Genomic DNA, 20952 nt, shown 5'->3' with positions numbered 1-20952 from the left:
GCCGCCCCGCCCGTGCGCTGCGCGGCCGTCTCAACCACTTCTGACTTTCACACCCAAATGGCCCAATACGTTTTCACGATGAACCGGGTCGGCAAGATCGTGCCGCCCAAGCGCCAGATCCTGAAGGACATCTCGCTGTCGTTCTTTCCTGGCGCGAAGATCGGCGTGCTCGGCCTGAACGGCTCGGGCAAGTCGACGCTGATCCGCATCATGGCGGGCGTCGACAAGGACATCGAAGGCGAAGCGACGCCGATGCCGAACCTGAACATCGGCTACCTGCCGCAGGAGCCGCAGCTCGACCCGACGAAGACGGTGCGCGAAGCCGTCGAGGAAGGCCTCGGCGACCTGTTCCAGGCCAACAAGAAGCTGGAAGAAATCTACGCGGCATACGCGGAGCCGGACGCCGACTTCGACGCGCTCGCGGCCGAGCAGGCGAAGTACGAAGCGATCCTCGCGTCGAGCGACGGCGGCAGCCCCGAGCAGCAGCTCGAAGTGGCCGCCGACGCACTGCGCCTGCCGTCGTGGGACGCAAAGATCGAGCACCTGTCGGGCGGTGAGAAGCGCCGTGTCGCGCTGTGCAAGCTGCTGCTCGAAAAGCCGGACATGCTGCTGCTCGACGAACCGACCAACCACCTCGACGCCGAATCGGTCGACTGGCTCGAGCAGTTCCTGGTGCGCTTCCCGGGCACCGTGGTCGCCGTCACCCACGATCGCTACTTCCTCGACAACGCAGCCGAGTGGATTCTCGAACTCGACCGCGGCCACGGCATTCCGTGGAAGGGCAACTACAGCAGCTGGCTCGACCAGAAGGAAGAGCGCCTGAAGCAGGAAGAAGCATCGGAATCGGCACGCCAGAAGGCGATCAAGAAGGAACTGGAGTGGGTGCGCCAGAACCCGAAGGGCCGTCAGGCAAAGTCGAAGGCTCGTATCGCGCGCTTCGAGGAACTGAACAGCCAGGAATACCAGAAGCGCAACGAAACGCAGGAAATCTTCATTCCGGTCGGCGACCGCCTCGGCAATGAAGTGATCGAGTTCAAGAACGTCAGCAAGGCGTTCGGCGACCGCCTGCTGATCGACAACCTGAACCTGAAGATCCCGGCTGGCGCGATCGTCGGCATCATCGGCCCGAACGGCGCCGGCAAGTCGACGCTGTTCCGGATGCTGACGGGCAAGGAACAGCCGGATTCGGGCGAAGTCGTGATGGGGCCGACCGTGAAGCTCGCGTACGTCGACCAGAGCCGCGACGCGCTCGACGGCACGAAGACGGTGTTCGAGGAAATCTCGGGCGGCGCCGACGTGCTGACGGTGGGCAAGTACGAAACGCCGTCGCGCGCGTACATCGGCCGCTTCAACTTCAAGGGCGGCGACCAGCAGAAGATCGTCGGCAACCTGTCCGGCGGTGAACGCGGCCGCCTGCACCTCGCGAAGACGCTGATTTCGGGCGGCAACGTGCTGCTGCTCGACGAACCGTCGAACGACCTCGACGTCGAAACGCTGCGCGCGCTGGAAGACGCCCTGCTCGAATTCGCGGGCTCGGTGATGGTGATCTCGCACGATCGCTGGTTCCTCGACCGGATCGCGACGCACATCCTCGCATTCGAAGGCGATTCGCAGGTCACGTTCTTCGACGGCAACTACCAGGAATACGAAGCCGACAAGCGTGCGCGCCTCGGCGAGGAAGCCGCGAAGCCGAAGCGTCTGCGCTACAAGCCGATCAGCCGCTGACCGGTACGGCCCGGGTGCCCGGCGCTGCGGCAACGCAAGGCCAGGCACCAAGGGTGGCCGCTTCAGGAGCGGCACAACAAAAAAGCGGGCCGCTGGCCCGCTTTTTTTATCTGACGGCTGCTGCTCGCCCGCCGCTTACGCGAGCGCGCCCAGTTCGCGCAGCCGTGCCTCGGTGGCCGCCGCACTCGTGTGATGAATGCCGTGCCAGCCGAGCGCCGTCGCGGCCGCGGCGTTCTTCGCGTTGTCGTCGATGAACACGAGTTCGTGCGGCGCGATGCCCGGCAGGTGCGGCTCGATCCGCGCCTGCATCTCGCGATAGATCGCCGGATCGGGTTTCACGAGCTTCACGCGGCCCGACACGACGATCTCCTTGAAACGCCGCAGCACCGGGAAGTTGTCCCACGCATACGGAAACGTCTGCGCGGACCAGTTCGTCAGCCCGAACAGCGGCATCCCCTGTGCCTCCAGCCGGTCGACGAGTGCGGCCCCCTCTTCGAGCACGCCGCCGATCATCTCGTGCCAGCGCGCGTAGAACGCACGGATCAGCGCCTCATGCTCCGGAAATTTCGCGACGAGCTCGGCCGTCCCCTCTTCGATCGTCTGCCCGCCGTCCTGGCGGATCACCCAGTCCATCGCACACACGTGCGTGAGGAACCAGCGACGCTCGGTGTCGTCGGGAATCAGTTCCCGGTAAAGGTACTCGGGGCTCCAGTCGATCAGCACGCCGCCGAAATCGAACACCACGGCCTTGATCGTCATGCGAACTCCGTTGTCAGGACGTCAGCGAGCGGGCGCGGCGTCACCGGATTGCCCGACAGCGTATTGTTTTGCCATACGAAGTGATGGTGCGCGACGATCTGCGCGGCCGACAGGTGCGCGCGCTCGTTCGTCGTGTGCAGGTCGGACACGACGGTCGTCCGGTAGCCGAGCAGCGCCGCGCGGCGTGCGGCCGAATCGACGCAAAACTCGGTCGCATAGCCGCAGATCAGCACCGAACGGATGCCGTGGCGGTCGAGCTGCGCCGCGAGCGGCGTGTCGTGAAACGAATCGCTCACCTGCTTGCGCACGCGCCAGTCGTCGTTCCCGACGACCAGCCCCGGATGCAGTTCCCAGCCCGGCGTGCCGGGCACGATGTCGTCGTCCGCATCGCCGTCGTGCTGCACGAAGCACACGGGCGCATTCGCCGCGCGCGCCGCCGCCGTCAACCGGTTGATGCCCGATACCACGTCATCGAGCCGGTAAGCGGGCTGCGCCCGCTCCACCAGCCCGCGCTGCATGTCGACCACGATTACTGCGGTGTCCGCCATCGTTGCCCTCGGTTTTGTCGTTCGGCCGTTGTCCGGCCGTTATCGCGTGTTGTTTCAGATCGGCTGCGTGCGCGTGTCGAGCCACGCCTTCGCATCGCCGCTCAGGTGCCGGCCGACGCGCTCGCGCACCGTTGCGTGATACGCGTTCAGCCACGCGCGTTCTTCTTCGTGCAGCATCTCGATCAGCACGCAGCGCGTGTCGATCGGGCACAGCGTCAGCGTCTCGAATGCGAGGAAATCGCCGAACTCGGTCTGCCCGGCCGCGCGGTTCACGACCAGGTTCTCGATCCGGATGCCCCACTGGCCGGGACGGTACACGCCCGGCTCGATCGACGTGATCATGCCCTCTTCCATCGCCGTGTACGGCTCGGCCGGCGCGTAGTGCGAGATGACCTGCGGGCCTTCGTGCACGTTCAGGAAGTAGCCGACGCCATGCCCCGTGCCGTGGCCGTAGTCGAGCCCGGCCGACCACATCGGCGCACGCGCGATTGCGTCGAGCATCGGCGAACGGATGCCGCGCGGGAAACGGGCCCGCGACAGCGCCATCATCGATTTCAGCACGATCGTGAAATCGCGCCGCTGCAGGTCGCTGACCGTGCCGACCGGCACGACGCGCGTGATGTCGGTCGTGCCCGTCACGTACTGGCCGCCCGAATCGATCAGCAGCAGCCCGTCGCCGGCGATCGTCGCGTGCGACTCGCGCGTTGCGTGGTAGTGCGGCATCGCGCCGTTCGCATTGAAGCCCGCGATCGTCGCGAAACTAGCCGACACGTAACCGGGGCGCCGCGCCCGCGCGGCCGTGAGTTTTTCCTCGATCGTCAGCTCGGTGATCGTCTCGCGGTTCACGGCCTGCTCGAACCAGGTGAAGAATTCCGCGAGCGCGGCGCCGTCGTGTTCCATCGTCACGCGCACGTGCTCGATCTCGGCGGACGTCTTGCGCGACTTCGCGAACGTCGACGGATTCACGGCCTCGACCAGCTTCACGCCGGCCGGCACGGCCTCGAGCGTGCCGAACGTCACGCGGCGCGGGTCGATCAGCAGCGTCGCGCCGTCGGGCAGCGCCGCGAGCGCGGCGCGCGCGGCGTCATAGGCTCGAACGTCGACGCCGTCCTGTGCGAGCGACGCAGCCAATGCCGGCGACACCTTGCCGTCGGCGACGAACAGCGTCGCGCGATCGGCGCCGATCATTGCGTGCGCAACGAATACGGGATTGAAGTTGACGTCGGCGCCGCGCAGGTTGAACAGCCATGCGAGGTCGTCGAGCGTCGACACGAAATGCCACTGCGCGCCCTGCGCACGCATCGCGCGGCGCACTTCGGCCAGCTTGCTCGCGCGCGTCGTGTCGGCCTGCGGCGCCGCGTGCTCGAACACCGCGTCGCCGGGCAGCCCCGGCCGCTCGGGCCAGATCGCGTCGAGCAGGTCGAGGTCGGTGCGCAGCGCGATGCCGCGTGCATTCAGCGCGCCCGTCAGCCCGCGTGCGGCCGCGACGCCGAGCACCGCGCCGTCGACGCCGACCGTCGCACCCGCCGCCACGTTCTGCGCGAGCCAGTCGACGTGCGGCGCGCTCTGCTGCCCGCCCGTCATCTTCATCAGTTGCACGCCCGTGCCGGCCAGTTCGGCGTCGGCCTGCACCCAGTAGCGGCTGTCGACCCACAGCCCCGCGAAATCCGCGGTCACGACCAGCGTGCCGACCGAGCCCGTGAAGCCGGACAGCCAGCGGCGGGCCTGCCAGCGCTCCGGCAGGTACTCGGACAGATGGGGATCGGCGGACGGCACGAGATAGGCGGCCAGGTTCTCGCGGGCCATGGCGCCACGCAGCAGCGCGAGGCGGGCCGGCACCGGCGAGACTTCGGGAAGACGGGCATTCATGATTTCACCTGAGAGCATTCAGCGACGGGCCGACAACGCGACCGTCACGGCTACGGCGAGGAGCGCGACGCCGGTGCAGACCGGCCATTCGAGCGTCTCGCCATCGTAAAACAGTCCCGAGAGATTGCCGGCCATGCGGGCCGCGGCCGCGCCGACGATGCCGGCGAGCACCGCGATCCACCACGCCGGCCGGCCCGTGCGCCGCATCGGATGCAGCCATCGGCCGAACAGCCCGACGGCCGCTCCCAGGACAAGGATTCCAAACCAGTTCATTCGACGCCCTCTATAAATTCAGATTCGTCCCATAGGCGTGAACGTTGCCAGCGGCTAGCATCGATTTATCCATCGAACCCGAGACCAGCCGGGTACCGCGAACATTCGAGTGTAGGGGCCGACTCGACGTTATGGCAAGCGCGCACCGGCTACCGTATTGAAGAAATTCTCATGCGAATCACGCTGATCGATCCGGACGCGCGTCATGCCGCGCTCCTGAACCGTCTGCTCTTTGCGGGCGGTCATGTGTGCCACGCGTTTCCGTCCAGCACGGCATTCTTCGAGTGGCTCGCCGCCGACAACACCTGCGACATGCTGATCACCGGCAACTGGGCCGGCGACCAGCCGGCCGAGGAAGTCATCCCGCGCGCGCAGACGATCCTGCCCGGGCTGCCGGCCATCGCCGTGATGCAGTTGCCGCGCGAAAGCGAAATCGTATCGTGCCTGCACGCGGGCGCCGACGATTGCCTCGTGCGCCCCGTGAGCGGGCCCGAGCTGCTTGCGCGCGTCAACGCGCTGAGCCGGCGCGCCGGCGTGCGCCGGCCGCCGACCCGCTCGCGCGAAATGTATGGCGAATACGCGTTCGACGCGACGCACTGCCTCGTTCGCTTCGGCGACGCAATCGTTTCACTCACGCCGAAGGAGTTCCGTTTCGCGCAGTTGCTGTTCGCGAACCTGTCGCGACCGGTGTCGCGCGCCCATATCCTCGAAACGGTATGGGCGCGCCGCCGCGACATGAAGTCGCGCACGCTCGATACCCACGCGTCCCGGCTGCGCAGCAAGCTGCAGCTGCTCCCGGAGCACGGCTACCGGCTGCTGCCGCTGTACGGCTACGGCTATCAGCTCGACCAGGTGCCGATCGAGCCCCCAAATTCCCGGCCCCGCCACGCTGATGCCCGGTATGCGGCGAGTGAGGAAATCGCTGAAACGCTATAATATGGGGCTAAACGATAGCCCTCGATATGCAACTCCTCACGATCGGAATCAATCACCACACTGCGCCTGTCGCCCTGCGCGAACGCGTGGCGTTTCCGCTCGAGCAGATCAAGCCGGCTCTCGTCACGTTCAAGAACGTGTTTCTCGGCCCCCAGGCACCCAATTCACCCGAAGCGGCGATCCTCTCCACCTGCAACCGCACCGAACTGTATTGCGCGACCGACGATCGCGCGGCACGCGAAGGTGCGGTCCGCTGGCTGTCGGAGTATCACCGGATTCCGGTCGACGAGCTCGCGCCGCACGTCTATGCGCTGCCGCAGTCGGAAGCGGTCCGGCACGCATTCCGCGTCGCGTCCGGCCTCGATTCGATGGTGCTCGGCGAAACGCAGATTCTGGGCCAGATGAAGGACGCCGTCCGCACCGCGACGGAAGCCGGCGCGCTCGGCACCTATCTGAACCAGCTGTTCCAGCGCACGTTCGCGGTGGCGAAGGAAGTGCGCGGCACGACCGAAATCGGCACGCAATCGGTGTCGATGGCCGCCGCCGCGGTGCGCCTCGCCCAGCGCATCTTCGAAAAAGTGTCCGATCAGCGCGTGCTGTTCATCGGCGCCGGCGAGATGATCGAGCTGTGCGCGACGCACTTCGCCGCGCAAGGCCCGCGCGAACTCGTCGTCGCGAACCGCACGGCCGAACGCGGCCAGCGGCTCGCCGAACGCTTCAACGGCCGCGCGATGCCGCTCGCGGACCTGCCGACCCGCATGCACGAATTCGACATCATCGTGTCGTGTACGGCGTCGACGCTGCCGATCATCGGCCTCGGCGCCGTCGAGCGCGCGGTGAAGGCACGCCGCCACCGGCCGATCTTCATGGTCGACCTCGCGGTGCCGCGCGACATCGAGCCCGAAGTCGGCAAGCTGAAGGACGTGTTCCTTTACACCGTCGACGATCTCGGCGCGATCGTGCGCGAAGGCAACGCATCGCGGCAAGCCGCGGTCGCGCAGGCCGAAACGATCATCGAGACGCGCGTGCAGAATTTCATGCAATGGCTCGACACGCGCAGCGTCGTGCCGGTGATCCGTCACATGCATACGCAGGCCGACGCGCTGCGCCGGGCCGAAGTCGACAAGGCGCAGAAGCTGCTCGCGCGCGGCGACGATCCGGCCGCCGTGCTCGAAGCGCTGTCGCAAGCGCTGACCAACAAGCTGATCCACGGCCCGACGAGCGCGCTCAACCGCGTGAACGGGGCCGATCGCGATTCGCTGATCGACCTGATGCGCGGCTTCTACCAGCACGCACCGCGCTCGAACGACCAGTCCGGCCACTAGCGCCGGCCGATCGCCCTGCCGCCGGCCGCGCGCCGGCCTATCCTTTCCGAATACCCCTTGCCCGGGAGCGCCGCTCCACACCATGAAGACGAGCATGCAACGCAAGCTCGACCAGCTGTCCACACGGCTGGCCGAACTGAACGACCTGCTGAGCCGCGAAAACGTCACGGCCGACCTCGACCAGTACCGCAAGCTGACGCGTGAACATGCGGAACTCGGCCCGGTGGTCGAACAGTACGCGCTGTGGCGCCAGTCGCGCAGCGACGAGACGGCCGCGCAGGAGCTGCTCGGCGATCTGTCGATGCGCGACTTCGCGGAAGACGAGATCCGCAGCGCGCGCGAGAGCATGACCCGCCTCGAAACCGAGCTGCAGAAGATGCTGCTGCCGAAGGATCCGAACGACGATCGCAACATCTTCCTCGAAATCCGTGCAGGCACGGGCGGCGACGAATCGGCGCTGTTCGCGGGCGACCTGCTGCGCATGTACCTGCGCTTCGCGGAACGCCAGCGCTGGCAGGTCGAAATGATGTCGGAAAGCGCGTCGGATCTCGGCGGCTACAAGGAAGTGATCGTGCGGATCGCGGGCCAGGGCGCGTTTTCGCGCCTGAAGTTCGAATCGGGCGGCCATCGCGTGCAGCGCGTGCCCGCGACTGAAACGCAGGGGCGCATCCATACGTCCGCGTGCACGGTCGCAGTGATGCCGGAAGCCGACGAAATCGGCGAGGTCGAGATCAATCCGGCCGACCTGCGGATCGACACGTTCCGCGCGTCCGGCGCAGGCGGCCAGCACATCAACAAGACCGATTCGGCGGTGCGCGTCACGCACATCCCGACCGGGATCGTCGTCGAGTGCCAGGACGACCGTTCGCAGCACAAGAACAAGGATCGCGCACTGAAGGTGCTCGCCGCGCGCATCAAGGACAAGCAGTATCACGAGCAGCACGCGAAGGAAGCCGCGACCCGCAAGAGCCTGATCGGCTCGGGCGACCGCTCGGAACGGATCCGCACGTACAACTTCCCGCAAGGCCGGATGACCGACCACCGGATCAACCTGACGCTGTACCGGCTCGAAGCGCTGATGGACGGCGATCTCGACGAACTGATCAGCGCGCTGGTCAGCGAGCATCAGGCCGAGCTGCTCGCGTCGCTCGGCGACGCCGACTGAGGCCGCGATGCCCGATACCACCGCCGACGAACTGCTGCGCGCGTCACCACTCGATCCGGTCGATGCGCGCGTGCTGCTCGCGCATGCGCTCGGCTGGACCCGCACGCAACTGATCACGCGCGGCGACGCGCCGCTCGACGCGGCTGCGGTCGAACGCTACCGCACGCTCGAGGCGCGCCGCCTGGCCGGCGAGCCCGTCGCGCAGCTCGTCGGGATGCGCGAATTCTTCGGCCGGCCGTTCGACGTGACGCCCGACGTGCTGATCCCGCGCCCCGAAACCGAGTTGCTCGTCGAAGCCGCACTCGACGCGATCGACGGACTGCCGCATCCGGCCGTGCTCGATCTCGGCACGGGCAGCGGCGCGATTGCCGTCTCCATCGCTGCCGAGCGACCCGATGCGCGCGTGTGGGCGCTCGACCGTTCGCCGGCCGCACTCGCGGTCGCGCAACGCAACGCCGGCAAGCTGCTCGACGCGCACCGCCCCGGCGGCCCGCTGCACTGGCTGCAAAGCGACTGGTACGCGGCGCTCGAGCCGTCACTCGCATTCGACTCGATCGTCAGCAACCCGCCGTACATCGCGCAACACGATCCGCACCTCGCACAAGGCGACCTGCGTTTCGAGCCGCGCGGCGCACTCACCGACGATGCCGACGGCCTCAGCGCGATCCGCACGATCGTCGCGGGCGCCGGCACCTATCTGAAACCGGGCGGCACGCTCTGGATCGAGCACGGCTACGACCAGGCCGAAGCCGTGCGCGCGCTGCTCGCATCGCACGGCTTCGTCGCAGTCGAATCGCTCGCCGATCTGGCCGCGATCGAACGCACGACAGGCGGCCGCCTGCCGGGCTGATGCCCGGCCCGCCCGGTTGAAATCCGCTATCATTTCGATCTAACGCCCCGCAAACACGCAAGGTCAGTCATGGACACCCAACAACGTATCAAGCAAATCGTCGACGAAAACCAGGTCGTGCTCTTCATGAAGGGCAACGCACAATTCCCGATGTGCGGCTTCTCGGGCCGCGCCATCCAGGTGCTGAAAGCCTGCGGCGTCGACCAGTTCAAGACGGTCAACGTGCTCGAAGACGACGAGATCCGCCAGGGCATCAAGGAATTCTCGAACTGGCCGACCATCCCGCAGCTCTACGTGAAGGGCGAATTCATCGGCGGCTCGGACATCATGATGGAGATGTACCAGTCGGGCGAACTGCAGCAACTGTTCGCCGCCGCGTAAGCCTCCCCTTTCGATGGCATCTCCCAGCGCGCCGCCACGCCGGCTGATCGTCGCGATCACCGGCGCCACCGGCGCGATCTACGGCGTACGGCTGCTCGACCTGCTGCGCGCCGGCGGCGGCGTCGAAACGCACCTGCTGATTTCGACCGCCGGCTGGCTCAACATCCAGCACGAACTGAAGCTGTCGAAGGCCGATGTCGAAAGCCGTGCGGACGTCGTGCACTCGGTGCGCGACGTCGGCGCGACGATCGCATCGGGATCGTTCGCGACCGACGGGATGGTGATCGCGCCGTGCTCGATGAAGACGCTCGCGAGCGTCGCGCACGGGCTATCCGACAACCTGATCACACGCGCCGCCGACGTCACGTTGAAGGAGCGCCGCCGCCTCGTGCTGATGGTGCGCGAAACACCGTTCAACCTCGCGCATCTGCGCAACATGACGGCCGTTACCGAAATGGGCGGCATCATCTTCCCGCCGCTGCCCGCGTTCTACGCGATGCCGAAGACGATCGAGGAACTCGTCGACCAGACCGTCACGCGCGTCCTCGACCTGTTCGCGCTCAACGCCCCGCTGACGACGCCGTGGGCCGGCATCCGGCACGCGCAGTAAGCGCACTTCCGCAGATTCGATCTGCGCGCATCTTCGCGAATTTTCGGCGAAATACATTCGATTTCACGAATACAACGGCCATCAGCCGTAGCGTGCGCCACACCATCCCGATTATCAACAAACAAGCGTCAATCAAATTCCAGAGCGCGGATTTATCAATGCGCAGTCCGCGCCTATAGTCACTGGCAAATCCCTTTGCAGGCCACCGCCATGAACCGCTTGCCTTCGCTCTACCTGTCCCACGGCGCCCCGACGCTGCCGATCGACCCGACGCTGCCGTCCGGTGCATTCACGTACCTCGCTGCCGAATTGCCGCGCCCGCGCGCGGTGCTGATGCTGTCCGCGCACTGGGGCACGCAGCGGCCCGTCGCCAGCATCGCCGCGCATCCGGACACGATCCACGACTTCTACGGCTTTCCGCAGGCGCTGTACGACATCCACTACCCGGCGCCCGGCGCGCCTGACGTCGCCGAGCGCGCGGCCGGGCTGCTGAACGCGGCCGGCATCGAGACCGCGACGACCGAGCACGGCCTCGACCACGGCGCGTGGGTACCGATGCTGCTGATGTTCCCGGAAGCCGACGTGCCGGTGGCGCAGTTGTCGATCCAGCCGCGCGCGGATGCCGCCCACCACTTCGCGCTCGGCCGCGCGCTGCGACCGCTGCGCGACGAAGGCGTGATGGTGATCGGCTCGGGCCAGATCACGCACAACCTGCGCGCCGCCGATTTCGGTGCGGCACCGGAGGATGCGGATCCGCGCGTCGCGGAATTCACCGACTGGTTCGAGGCGAAGCTGGCCTCGCGCGACATCGACGCCCTGCTCGACTACCGCCGGCAGGCGCCGCACGCGGCGCTGATGCATCCGACCGACGAGCATCTGCTGCCGGTGTTCACGGCGCTCGGCGCGGCGGACGACGACTACCAGCTCGGCATCCAGTCGCTCGGCACGTACCAGCGCGTGCTCGCGATGACGAACTACGTGTTCTCGAGCACGGCCGCCTGAGCGGCACGGCGCCAACCGGCGCGCGGCACCCGCATCAACGAAAAAGCCCGCCCGAGCGATGCTCGGGCGGGCTTTTTCTTGCCTTGGCTGCCGCCGCCGATTCCGGCGGCAGGTCAGGCGTCGTCAGGCACCGACCCCTTCGAGGATCTCGTCGTGCGACTCGCGCTCGTCGAGATACTTGGTGCGGTAGCCGGTGCTCACGCCCCAGAAGTAGAACACCAGCGCGATTGCCGCGACGACCAGCATGTCCCAGCCGTACGGCAGCACGCCGTGACCGCCGAACTCCTTGCTGCCGATCAGCGACAGCACGGCCATCGTCGGCAGGTACGCGACCAGCCACCAGGCGGCCTTCAGGTCGTCACCCCAGCCGGTCCAGCCCGACTTCGCCTGGAAGTAGAAGTACACCGGCAGCGCGACGATCATCAGCAGGATGATCTCGCCCGTCAGCGGCCACTTCGCCCAGTACAGGATCAGCGATGCGCAGACGAATGCGAACGGCGCGATCAGCTTCATCAGCGGAATCGACAGCGGACGCTCGATGTCGGTCGCCGCACGGCGCAGCGCCATCAGGCTGATCGGGCCGGTCAGGTACGAGATCACCGTCGCGACCGAGATCACTGCCGCGAGCGAGCTCCAGCCGCGGAAGAAGAACAGGAAGATGAACGAGACCAGCAGGTTGAACCACATCGCCTGACGCGGCACGCCGTAGAGCGGGTGCACGTTGCCGAACATCTTCGGCATCGTGTTGTTGCGCTCCATCGCGTAGATCATGCGGGTGGTCGTCGCCATGTACGTCGTCCCGGTGCCGCTCGGGCTGACGAATGCGTCGACGTACAGCAGGATCGCAAGCCAGTTCAGGTTCAGCGCGATCGCCAGTTCGGCGAACGGCGACTTGAAGTTGAAGTGCGACCAGCCCTGTGCGACGTCGGCCGGATTCACCGAGCCGATATACGCCATCTGCAGCAGCACGTAGATCACGAGCGCGATCAGGATCGACGTGATCACCGCGAACGGCACGCTGCGCGACGGATTGCGCGCTTCGCCCGCGAGGTTCACCGGGCTCTGGAAGCCGTTGAACGCGAACACGATGCCGCTCGTCGCGACCGCGGTCAGCACCGCCGACCAGCCGTACGGCGCGAAAGTCGCGTTCGACGCCGTGCCGAGGTTCTCCGGATGGTAGCTCGTCAGCATCAGGCCGAGGATCGTGAGGCCGGGGATCAGGAACTTGAAGATCGTGATCGTGGTGTTCGCACGGGCAAACGCCTTCACGCCCCAGTAGTTCAACAGGAAGTAGATGACGACCAGCACCGCGGACAGCAGCAGGCCGGGTACCGTCAACTCACCGTTCACGAACAGCGCGTGCGCCCAGGGATACGGCCACGTACTCATGTACTGGATCGACGCTTCAGCCTCGATCGGGATCACGGATACGATCGCGATCCAGTTCGCCCACGCGCTGATGAAGCCGACCAGCGAACCATGCGAGTAGCGCGCGTAGCGCACCATCCCGCCCGACTCGGGGAACATCGCGCCCAATTCCGCGTACGTCAGTGCAATGGCAAGAATCACGACAGCGCCGATGATCCATGCGCAGATCGCCGCCGGACCGGCAATCTTCGCGGCCTTCCAGGCGCCGAACAGCCAGCCCGAGCCGATAATCGAACCCAGCCCCGTCAGCATCAATGCAAACGGGCCGATGTTCCGTTGAATAGAACTCTTCACATCCTCTCCTGTGTCTCAAAAAGCATGGTCGGCCCGCGGTCCGGGATCGGCTCGGACAGCACCGCGCACGCAATTTTGGGGGGGCGAGTCACCCGATCAGGGCAACCCGTCCACGCGGCGCGTAGTTTAACGGTTGCACCTGAAACGTGGCGCCAAAATCGATCGGCCCCTACAAAAAATTCGCGTCGTTTGCAAGCTTTGTAAACCTGATCTACGCAATAACCCTGAGTCAATGGAAATACGGTTGACCACGCGGTTGATAAGCCGTATAAAGGACTTCGCAGGATTTCAAGTGGCGAGTGAATTGGTTCTTTCGTAGTTCGCCCATCAACGGTACTCCGGTTGGTCCTATTACCCCTTCCTTGATTTTCCGCACCCCATGGGCTTCGGCCCCGTTTTATCTTTTTAGGAACAAGTAACATGGCAACCGGTACCGTCAAGTGGTTCAATGACGCAAAGGGCTTCGGCTTCATCACCCCGGAAGGCGGCGGCGACGATCTGTTCGCGCACTTCTCGGAAATCCGCGTCGAAGGCTTCAAGACGCTGCAAGAAAACCAGAAGGTTGAATTCGAAGTGAAGACGGGCCCGAAGGGTCTGCAAGCTGCGAACATCCGTCCGGTCTAAGCTTGGCGCGATTATTCGTGTAAAAAAGCCCCGCTTCGGCGGGGCTTTTTGTTTTTCGGCGCCAGTCGCCCGGCATGGCGGCCTTTTAGCCGCTCGCATTCAACCGAATAGTCGCTGCGCGTGAATGCCGAGGCCCGTCGCGACACTCGCGAGGCGATCGCCGAACACCGGTTGCGCATCCGGGAACGCACCCGCGAGCGCGCCCGACAGGAACGCGAGGCCCGTCGAACCGCCGGTGAAATACAGCGCGCCGACATCGCGCGGCGCAACGCCCGCGAGCCGCACCGTCTCGCGCGCGGCGTCGACGATGCGCGCGGTGTCGTCGTGGCTCGCGTCGACGAGGCGGCCGGCATCGAACGCGATCTGCAGATCCTCTTCCACGTCGTTCAGGTCGATCATCGTCTCCCCGCCCGCCGCGACGCCGATCTTCGCTTCTTCCGCACGCGCCATCAGCGCATGTCCGAGCCGCTGCTCGACCACGCTCGTGAGTCGGTCGTACTGCTGCACCTCGCGGTACAGGTGCTTCATCAGCTTCAGCTCGCCGAGCCGCTTCGGCGTGTAGACCGTGTTGATCAGGTGCCAGGTGGCGAGATCGAAGTAGATCTTGTTCGGCAGCTCGCGCCCTTCGGGGTCGAGCGAACGGTAGCCGAACGCGGGCAGGATCGCCGCCAGCTCGACACGCCGGTCGTAGTCGGTGCCCGCGACGTGCACGCCGTGGTGGGCCAGCACGTCGTCCTTGCGCTCGAGCCGCGCCATCCGCTCGGGCCCGACGCGTACCAGCGAGAAGTCGGACGTGCCGCCGCCGATGTCGGCGACGAGCACGAGCCGCTCCGCCTGCTGGCGCGACTCGTAGTCGAACGCGGCCGCGATCGGTTCGTACTGGAATTGCACGTCCGCGAAGCCGACCGACCGCGCGGCGGCTTCGAGTTGATCCTGTGCGAGGCGGTCGGCGCGCGGATCGTCGTCGACGAAGAACACGGGCCGGCCGAGCACCGCACGGCCGATCGGCGCACCCGCGCGGGTTTCGGCCTTGCGCTTCAGGTGCGTCAGGAAGCGCGCGATGATTTCGGTGTACGCGATCGCGCTGCCGTCGCCGAGATCGGTCGTCGTTTCCGCGAGCGGCGAGCCGAGGATGCTCTTCATCGAGCGCATCAGCCGGCCGTCGAAACCGTCGATGTAGGAAGCCAGCGCCGCACGGCCGTATTCGACCGTCTCTTCGTCGTTGTTGAAGAAGATCGCGGTGGGCAGCGTCAGGTGGTCGCCCTCGACGGGCGCGAGGCGCATGCCGTCGCCGTCGGGCAGCGCCACGGCGGAATTGGACGTGCCGAAATCGATCGCGCAGTAAGTCATGGGAAGTTGCCGCAGCAGGGCCGGCGCGAAAACGGAAAGGACGGGCTTTTTAACATGAAGCCCGCGGGATCACAACCGGGGCTGGCCATCGGTGCCCGCGCAACGGGCCCCGATCGCGACGGCACGCAGCCTGGCGCGCCGGGAGACACGCGGGGCGGGACGCGCGACGCAGCCCGCCCGCCTGGCGGTCAGGCTGCCGCGTCGAAGCCCTTCTTCCACGCGCTCGCATAGACGACCTCGCCGAGCGCATGACGCGTGCGCGGCGCCTTCTCGCGATCGCGCAGCACGGGATCGAGCTTGTCGACGTTGCCGTAGTGGCCGAGCGCGATGATCGCCGGAATCGCGACGTCGGCCGGAATCGCGAACGCGTCGCGGAACGCCTTCGCGTCGAAGCCGCTCATCTGGTGGGCGGCCAGGCCCAGCGCGTGGGCCTGCAGCACCAGCGACATCGCGGCGGCGCCCGCGTCGTACAGCGCGGTCGGCGCCGGTTCGCCCTTCGACGTGAGCGTATGCGCGGTCACCGCGATCAGCACGGGCGCCGGCGCATTCCAGCCCTGGTTGAACGGCACCAGCGTCGCGAACGCGCGCTTGAACGCGTCTTCGTCCTGCGTGCGGTCGAATACGATGAAACGCCACGGCTGCGCGTTGTACGCGGACGGCGCCCAGCGGGCGGCTTCGAACACCGCGTGCAGATCGCCGGCGCTGACGGGTTCATCCGAATACGCGCGCGGGCTCCAGCGGCCCGCGATCAGATCGTGAATCGAAACAGTGGTGGGAGCAGGTTTGACGGACATGCGGATCCTCGCTGACATCGATGAAGGGGCGCGAACGCGTGGCGAACCGCAAGCATACCCGCTTGAGCCGATGCGCGCCCGATCCTCCCGCGCTATGCAAATCTGCGTGCGTGCATTGGCCGGCCGCCCGCCGCGCGGCCAGCCGGGCCACCGGATTGCCGCGCTCAGGCCGCCTGCGCGGCTGCGCGCGACGGGCCGCGGTTGATCCGCAGCACGATCAGCGCGCCGACGATGCACAGCCCGCCCGAGATCATCGACGCGATCGTATAGGTGCCGAGGCTTGCCCGCAGCAGCCCGGCGCCGAGCGCCGCGAACGCCGCGCCGAGCTGGTGGCCGGCGACGATCCAGCCGAACACGACCGGCGCCGCGGCCTTGCCGAACACGTCGGTCGCAAGCCGCACGGTCGGCGGCACGGTCGCGATCCAGTCGAGCCCGTAGAACATCGCGAACAGCGGCAGCCCGAAGAAATCGATCCCGAACGCGTGCGGCAGGTAGATCAGCGACAACCCGCGCAGCCCGTAGTACCAGAACAACAGCACGCGATTGTCGTAGCGGTCGGACAGCCAGCCCGACAGCGTCGTACCGAACAGGTCGAATACGCCCATCGCCGCGAGCAGCGATGCGCCCTGCACTTCGGTCATCCCGTAATCGCTGCACATCGCGATCAGGTGCGTGCCGACGTAACCGTTGGTGCTCGCGCCACAGATGAAGAAGCTGAAGAACAGCAGCCAGAAATCGCGCGAACGGCTCGCCGTCAGCAGCGTACGGAACGCGACCGTGAGCGGGTTCTCCTTCGCCGCCTCGGGCGCGGGCGGCGCATCGGCCGGCTCGCCGTACGGGCGCAGTTGCAAGTCGGCCGGCCGTTCGGGCAACAGGAACGCCACGAGCGGAATCACGATCGCGGCCGCGACCGCGACGACCAGCACGACCGGCCGCCAGCCATGGCGCTGCGCGATCGCCGCGAGCATCGGCAGGAACACGAGCTGGCCGGTGGCCGTGCTCGCGGTCAGGATCCCCATCACGAGGCCGCGCCGCGCATGGAACCAGCGCGTGACGAAGGTCGCGGACAGCGTCAGCGCGACGACGCCCGTCGAGCAGCCGACCATCAGGCCCCAGATCACCACCATCTGCCAGCTCTGCGTCATCATCGACGACAGCGCGACGCCCGCGCTCATCGTCACGAGCGCGACGAGAATCGTCGGGCGCAGCCCGAAGCGCTGCATCGCGGCGGCCGCGAACGGGCCCGTCAGTCCGTACAGCGCGATGTTCACCGAGATCGCCAGCGAGATCGCCGCGCGGCTCCAGCCGAGCTCGCGCTCGAGCGGCACCATCAGCACGCTCGGCGTCGCGCGCGTGCCGGCCGCCGCCAGCAGGATCAGGAATACCACCGCCGCCGCGAGCCATCCGTAGTGAAAGCGCCCGCCGATTCGTGTCACCGCCCAGTTCATCTTCGCGTTCTCCTGTTGGCGGCTCCGGCGCCTCCGCACCCGTTCCGCCCCACCCAGCCAGGCCACCTCCGCCGCACGCTGCATCGGCTGACCCGGGCCGACGCTTGGCATTTGTCTGTCGATCCGATCGGCATTGTTACCGACCGGTCACAAGTGTGTTGCGATCGTAGTGACCAATCGGTAACATGTCAAGCAATTCACTATGCAGTCGAGGGTCATCATGTCGGGCATCGAGATCGCCAAACCGCTGGCGCGCCGCACGCGCCGGCCGATCGACGGCGCCACCGCGCAGGAGCACCTGCTGCGCGCCGCCGAGGAGCTGTTTTACAAGGAAGGCGTTCGGACGGTGGGCGTCGAGGCGGTCGTGGAGCGCGCGGGCGTCAACAAGATGAGCCTGTATCGCCAGTTCTCGTCGAAGGACGAGCTGATCCTCGCGTATCTGGAGCGGATGGATGCGTGTTTCTTCGACCGCTTCAATACGAGCGTCGCGAAACACCCGGGCCAGCCGAAAGCGCAGCTGATCCAGTATTTCGTCGATCTCGCCGAGCGCGCGACGCAGAAGGATTACCGCGGCTGCCCGTTCGTCAACGTCGCCGCCGAATTCCCGGATGCGTCGCACCCGGCGCGCGAACGCGTCGCGCAGAACAAGGAACAGCTGATGAAGCGGCTCGTCGCACTGTGCGAAAGCGCCGGCGTGCGGCAGCCGCAGGCGCTCGCCGACTCGCTCGCGCTGGTGATCGAAGGCATCTACGCGGCAAGCCAGACCTATCGGCACGGCGAAACGCCGATCGGCGTCGCCCCCGCGCTCGTCACGCAGTTGATCGAAGCCGCCTGCGCGTGACGGCGCGCCCGCTACAATGCGGCCCTCGCCGCCCTTCCGCCCGACTGGTTTCACGATGACCGACACCCGCCCCGAATCGCACGACGACATCCTCGCCGCCACACGGCACTGGCTCGCGCGCGCGGTGATCGGGCTCAATCTGTGCCCGTTCGCGAAAAGCGTCTATGTGAAGGAACAGGTGCGCTACGCGATCAGCGAAGCGACGACGCTGGAAGACGCGCTCGCCGAACTCGAAACGGAGCTGCGCGCGCTCGACGCGGCCGACCCGCAGCAGGTCGACACGACGCTCGTGATCTTCCCGCATGCGTTCGCCGATTTCATCGACTACAACGATGCGCTGTTCTTTGCCGACCGGCTGGTGCGGCAGCTGCGGCTCGACGGCGTGCTGCAGATCGCGAGCTTCCATCCGGACTACCGGTTCGAAGGCAGCGAGCCCGACGACATCGAGAACTACACGAACCGCGCGCCGTATCCGATCCTGCACCTGCTGCGCGAGGACAGCATTGCGCGCGCGGTCGACGCGTTCCCGGACGCGTCCGCGATCTACGAAAAGAATCAGGAAACGCTGCGCCGCCTCGGCCACGATGGCTGGCGCGAATGGATGCGCCGGCCGGGCGACGACGTCTGACGCGACGTGCAACGGGCGGCGGGCATCGTGCACCGCGCGACGCACTGACAGCGGCGCGGTGCGGCGTGCCCGCCCCGCGTGTCAGCCTGCGGCCGGTTCGACGGCCTCGCCGCCCGCCGCCGCTTCCGGCACGAAGAAGCGCTCGTTCAGCTCGGCGAGCCCGAACATCCCGAGAATCTCGTTCAACCGCTCGCCGGGCCGCCGGCGCGGCAGGTTCTTGTACTGCGCGATGATCAGCTCGTTCTTCATCGAGTGCTCCCAGCCGACCAGCTCGGTCACGCTGACCTGGTAGCCGTGCGCTTCGAGCTGCAGGCAGCGCAGCACGTTGGTGATCTGGCTGCCGAATTCGCGCGTATGGAGCGGATGCCGCCACACTTCCGTCAGCGCGCTCGCGAGCGACTTGCCCTTGTTCTTGCGCAGCACCCCCGCGACCTCCGCCTGGCAGCACGGCACCAGCACGATGTGCTGCGCGCGCTTCGCGAGCGCGAAGCGGATCGCGTCGTCGGTCGCCGTGTCGCACGCGTGCAGCGCGGTGACGACGTCGACCGTTTCAGGCAATTTCGGCGACGTGATCGAATCGGCCACCGACAGGTTCAGGAACGACATGCCGCCGAACCCGAGCCGGGCGGCCAGCTCGGCCGAGCGCGTGACCAGCTCCTCGCGGGTCTCGATCCCGTACACGTGCGACGCGAACGCCGGCGTGCCGTGCCCCGGCTGCTGCTTGAAGAACAGGTCGTACAGGATGAAGCCGAGATACGACTTGCCGGCGCCGTGATCGACGAGCGTCACGCTGCCACGGTCGGCCTGCACGCCGGCGAGCAGCGGCTCGATGAACTGGAACAGGTGATAGACCTGCTTCAGCTTGCGGCGGCTGTCCTGGTTCAGCTTGCCGTCGCGGGTGAGGATGTGCAGTTCCTTCAGCAGTTCGACGGACTGCTCCGGGCGGATTTCGTGGGTCTTGTTCGACATCGTGATGCGGCGCCGGGCCACGGTCGGCTGACCACGGCCCGGCGGCGGGAATTCGTGAGGAATGGCGATAGTTTACCGAAAATGCGCGATCAGGCTCGTGCGCCGAGCCGCCAGAGCGACGTGACCTCGGCCTGGCGTGCCGCATGCAGCGGATCGTCGGCGTCCATCGCCTTCGGGTGCGCGGCGCGGATGTCGTCGCGGCCGAGCACGACGAGGCCCGCTTCGTCGATCCATTGCAGCAGCGTGTCGCGCGGCCGCAGGCCGAGATGCTCGGCGAAATCGGACAGGATCAGCCAGCCTTCGCCGCCGGGCTCGAGGTGCGCGGCGAGCCCCGCGAGGAAGCCACGCAGCATGCGGCTGTCCGGATCGTAGACCGCGTATTCGATCGGTGCGCTCGGCCGGGCCGGCACCCACGGCGGGTTGCAGACCACGAGCGGCGCACGGCCGGCCGGAAACAGGTCGGCTTCGACGATCTCGACACGATCCGCGTGACCGAGCCGGTCGACGTTCTCGCGCGCACAGGCGAGCGCCCGCGGATCCTGGTCGGTCGCGACGACGCGCGCGACGCCGCGTGACGCCAGCACGGCCGCCAGCACGCCGGTGCCCGTACCGATGTCGAACGCGAGCGACGTCGCCGGCAGCGGCGCGCGCGCGACGAGATCGACGTATTCGCCGCGCACCGGCGAGAACACGCCGTAGTGCGGGTGGATCGCCGCGCCGCCGAGCGCCGGGATCGCCACGCCTTTCTTGCGCCATTCATGCGCGCCGACGAGGCCGAGCAGTTCGCGCAGCGACACGACCGACGGCGCGCCGCCAGGCCCGTACGCCTCTTCGCACGCGGCACGCACGTCGGGCGCGCGGCGCAGCGGGATCGTGTAGTCGGCATCGAGCGGGATCAGCAGCATCCCGAGCGTGCGGGCGCGCTGCGACTGCGCGAGACGATGCAGGTTGAATGCGTCGACGCCGGTCGCGGCTTTCGCCTTCTTCGGCTTGCGCTCGACACGGCGCGCCACGGGAACACGGCGTCGGCCTGGAACACGAAGCCGATGCGCGGATCGATCCCGTCGACCGGGCGGCCCATCACGCGCACCTCGCCCGACACGGGCTTGAGCAGCCCGGTGATCATGTTCAGC

The 20952-nt window shown here is 67.0% G+C and carries 20 protein-coding genes and 2 pseudogenes; 11 read left to right on the top strand and 11 right to left on the bottom strand.

The genetic code is table 11. The annotated features are described in order from the left end of the window. Positions 1–57: 57 nt before the first annotated feature. Complete coding sequence (gene ettA / locus G3N61_RS21715; protein ID WP_027788485.1) at positions 58–1725, top strand: energy-dependent translational throttle protein EttA; 1668 nt, start codon at positions 58–60, stop codon at positions 1723–1725. A 135-nt stretch (positions 1726–1860) separates the two neighbouring features. Here ettA and G3N61_RS21710 read toward each other — a convergent pair whose 3' ends face one another. Genes G3N61_RS21710 through G3N61_RS21695 form a run of 4 tightly spaced genes read right to left on the bottom strand, consistent with a single transcriptional unit; the run spans position 1861 to position 5174 of the window. Then, positions 1861–2484 (bottom strand): HAD-IA family hydrolase, encoded by a 624-nt coding sequence (locus G3N61_RS21710; protein WP_205823540.1) that lies wholly within the window; start codon positions 2482–2484, stop codon positions 1861–1863. Next, positions 2481–3032, bottom strand: a complete 552-nt coding sequence (locus tag G3N61_RS21705) for a cysteine hydrolase family protein (RefSeq protein ID WP_205823539.1) — start codon at positions 3030–3032, stop codon at positions 2481–2483. The genes G3N61_RS21710 and G3N61_RS21705 overlap by 4 nt, the downstream gene beginning before the upstream one ends. Positions 3033–3086: 54 nt before the next feature. Further along, positions 3087–4901 (bottom strand): aminopeptidase P family protein, encoded by a 1815-nt coding sequence (locus G3N61_RS21700; protein ID WP_175023509.1) that lies wholly within the window; start codon positions 4899–4901, stop codon positions 3087–3089. Between the two features lie 18 nt (positions 4902–4919). Continuing rightward, positions 4920–5174, bottom strand: coding sequence for a hypothetical protein (locus G3N61_RS21695; protein ID WP_043191589.1), 255 nt, complete (start codon positions 5172–5174; stop codon positions 4920–4922). A 171-nt stretch (positions 5175–5345) separates the two neighbouring features. Between G3N61_RS21695 and G3N61_RS21690 the strand changes: the two genes are divergently transcribed. From G3N61_RS21690 to G3N61_RS21660, 7 genes are all read left to right on the top strand, one after another. After that, positions 5346–6110 carry a response regulator transcription factor gene (locus G3N61_RS21690; protein WP_043191592.1) on the top strand — a complete coding sequence of 255 codons (765 nt, stop codon included), beginning with the start codon at positions 5346–5348 and terminating at the stop codon, positions 6108–6110. A 26-nt stretch (positions 6111–6136) separates the two neighbouring features. Then, a complete protein-coding gene (gene hemA / locus G3N61_RS21685) occupies positions 6137–7435 on the top strand; it encodes a glutamyl-tRNA reductase (protein WP_043191595.1) in 1299 nt (432 codons plus the stop codon). Positions 7436–7517: 82 nt separating this feature from the next. Beyond that, positions 7518–8600, top strand: a complete 1083-nt coding sequence (prfA, locus tag G3N61_RS21680) for a peptide chain release factor 1 (RefSeq protein ID WP_043191597.1) — start codon at positions 7518–7520, stop codon at positions 8598–8600. Positions 8601–8607: 7 nt separating this feature from the next. Beyond that, positions 8608–9450: a peptide chain release factor N(5)-glutamine methyltransferase gene (gene prmC / locus G3N61_RS21675; RefSeq protein ID WP_089449820.1), complete on the top strand. Its 843-nt coding sequence runs from the start codon at positions 8608–8610 to the stop codon at positions 9448–9450. A 69-nt stretch (positions 9451–9519) separates the two neighbouring features. After that, positions 9520–9831, top strand: a complete 312-nt coding sequence (grxD, locus tag G3N61_RS21670) for a Grx4 family monothiol glutaredoxin (protein ID WP_021161789.1) — start codon at positions 9520–9522, stop codon at positions 9829–9831. A 13-nt stretch (positions 9832–9844) separates the two neighbouring features. Further along, on the top strand, positions 9845–10441 hold the full coding sequence (locus tag G3N61_RS21665; protein ID WP_205823538.1) for a UbiX family flavin prenyltransferase: 597 nt from the start codon (positions 9845–9847) through the stop codon (positions 10439–10441). Between the two features lie 210 nt (positions 10442–10651). Further along, positions 10652–11443, top strand: coding sequence for a class III extradiol ring-cleavage dioxygenase (locus G3N61_RS21660; protein WP_205823537.1), 792 nt, complete (start codon positions 10652–10654; stop codon positions 11441–11443). Between the two features lie 123 nt (positions 11444–11566). Here G3N61_RS21660 and G3N61_RS21655 read toward each other — a convergent pair whose 3' ends face one another. Next, positions 11567–13165: an APC family permease gene (locus G3N61_RS21655; protein WP_043191605.1), complete on the bottom strand. Its 1599-nt coding sequence runs from the start codon at positions 13163–13165 to the stop codon at positions 11567–11569. Between the two features lie 420 nt (positions 13166–13585). Between G3N61_RS21655 and G3N61_RS21650 the strand changes: the two genes are divergently transcribed. Continuing rightward, complete coding sequence (locus G3N61_RS21650; RefSeq protein ID WP_006477070.1) at positions 13586–13789, top strand: cold-shock protein; 204 nt, start codon at positions 13586–13588, stop codon at positions 13787–13789. A gap of 99 nt (positions 13790–13888) precedes the next feature. Here G3N61_RS21650 and G3N61_RS21645 read toward each other — a convergent pair whose 3' ends face one another. The 3 genes from G3N61_RS21645 to G3N61_RS21635 form a co-directional block, all read right to left on the bottom strand. Continuing rightward, complete coding sequence (locus tag G3N61_RS21645) at positions 13889–15139, bottom strand: Hsp70 family protein (protein WP_205823536.1); 1251 nt, start codon at positions 15137–15139, stop codon at positions 13889–13891. Between the two features lie 188 nt (positions 15140–15327). Beyond that, complete coding sequence (locus G3N61_RS21640) at positions 15328–15933, bottom strand: nitroreductase family protein (RefSeq protein ID WP_089449816.1); 606 nt, start codon at positions 15931–15933, stop codon at positions 15328–15330. A gap of 164 nt (positions 15934–16097) precedes the next feature. Continuing rightward, positions 16098–17381, bottom strand: a complete 1284-nt coding sequence (locus tag G3N61_RS21635) for an MFS transporter (protein WP_089449815.1) — start codon at positions 17379–17381, stop codon at positions 16098–16100. 220 nt (positions 17382–17601) lie between these two features. Here G3N61_RS21635 and G3N61_RS21630 point away from each other — a divergent pair, with 220 nt between their 5' ends. Both G3N61_RS21630 and G3N61_RS21625 read left to right on the top strand, forming a co-directional pair. Then, the gene (locus tag G3N61_RS21630) at positions 17602–18222 is read left to right on the top strand and encodes a TetR/AcrR family transcriptional regulator (RefSeq protein ID WP_043191616.1); all 621 of its coding nucleotides are present in this window, start codon (positions 17602–17604) and stop codon (positions 18220–18222) included. 55 nt (positions 18223–18277) lie between these two features. Then, the gene (locus G3N61_RS21625; protein WP_041492730.1) at positions 18278–18850 is read left to right on the top strand and encodes a DUF1415 domain-containing protein; all 573 of its coding nucleotides are present in this window, start codon (positions 18278–18280) and stop codon (positions 18848–18850) included. Between the two features lie 81 nt (positions 18851–18931). On the opposite strand, the gene G3N61_RS21620 is transcribed toward G3N61_RS21625, so the two are convergent. From G3N61_RS21620 to G3N61_RS21610, 3 genes and pseudogenes are all read right to left on the bottom strand, one after another. Continuing rightward, positions 18932–19819: an SAM-dependent methyltransferase gene (locus G3N61_RS21620; protein WP_043191902.1), complete on the bottom strand. Its 888-nt coding sequence runs from the start codon at positions 19817–19819 to the stop codon at positions 18932–18934. Between the two features lie 89 nt (positions 19820–19908). Further along, positions 19909–20832, bottom strand: a pseudogene (locus tag G3N61_RS21615) (class I SAM-dependent methyltransferase); the annotation flags it as partial. Continuing rightward, a pseudogene (locus G3N61_RS21610) lies at positions 20820–20952 on the bottom strand (ABC transporter ATP-binding protein); the annotation flags it as partial. The pseudogenes G3N61_RS21615 and G3N61_RS21610, both read right to left, overlap by 13 nt.

The organism is Burkholderia sp. Ac-20349, from assembly GCF_017104865.1.
GTDB lineage: Bacteria > Pseudomonadota > Gammaproteobacteria > Burkholderiales > Burkholderiaceae > Burkholderia > Burkholderia aenigmatica.
The sequence above is the reverse complement of the archived record's forward strand: the minus strand, read 5'-3'. Positions and strand labels throughout refer to the sequence as shown.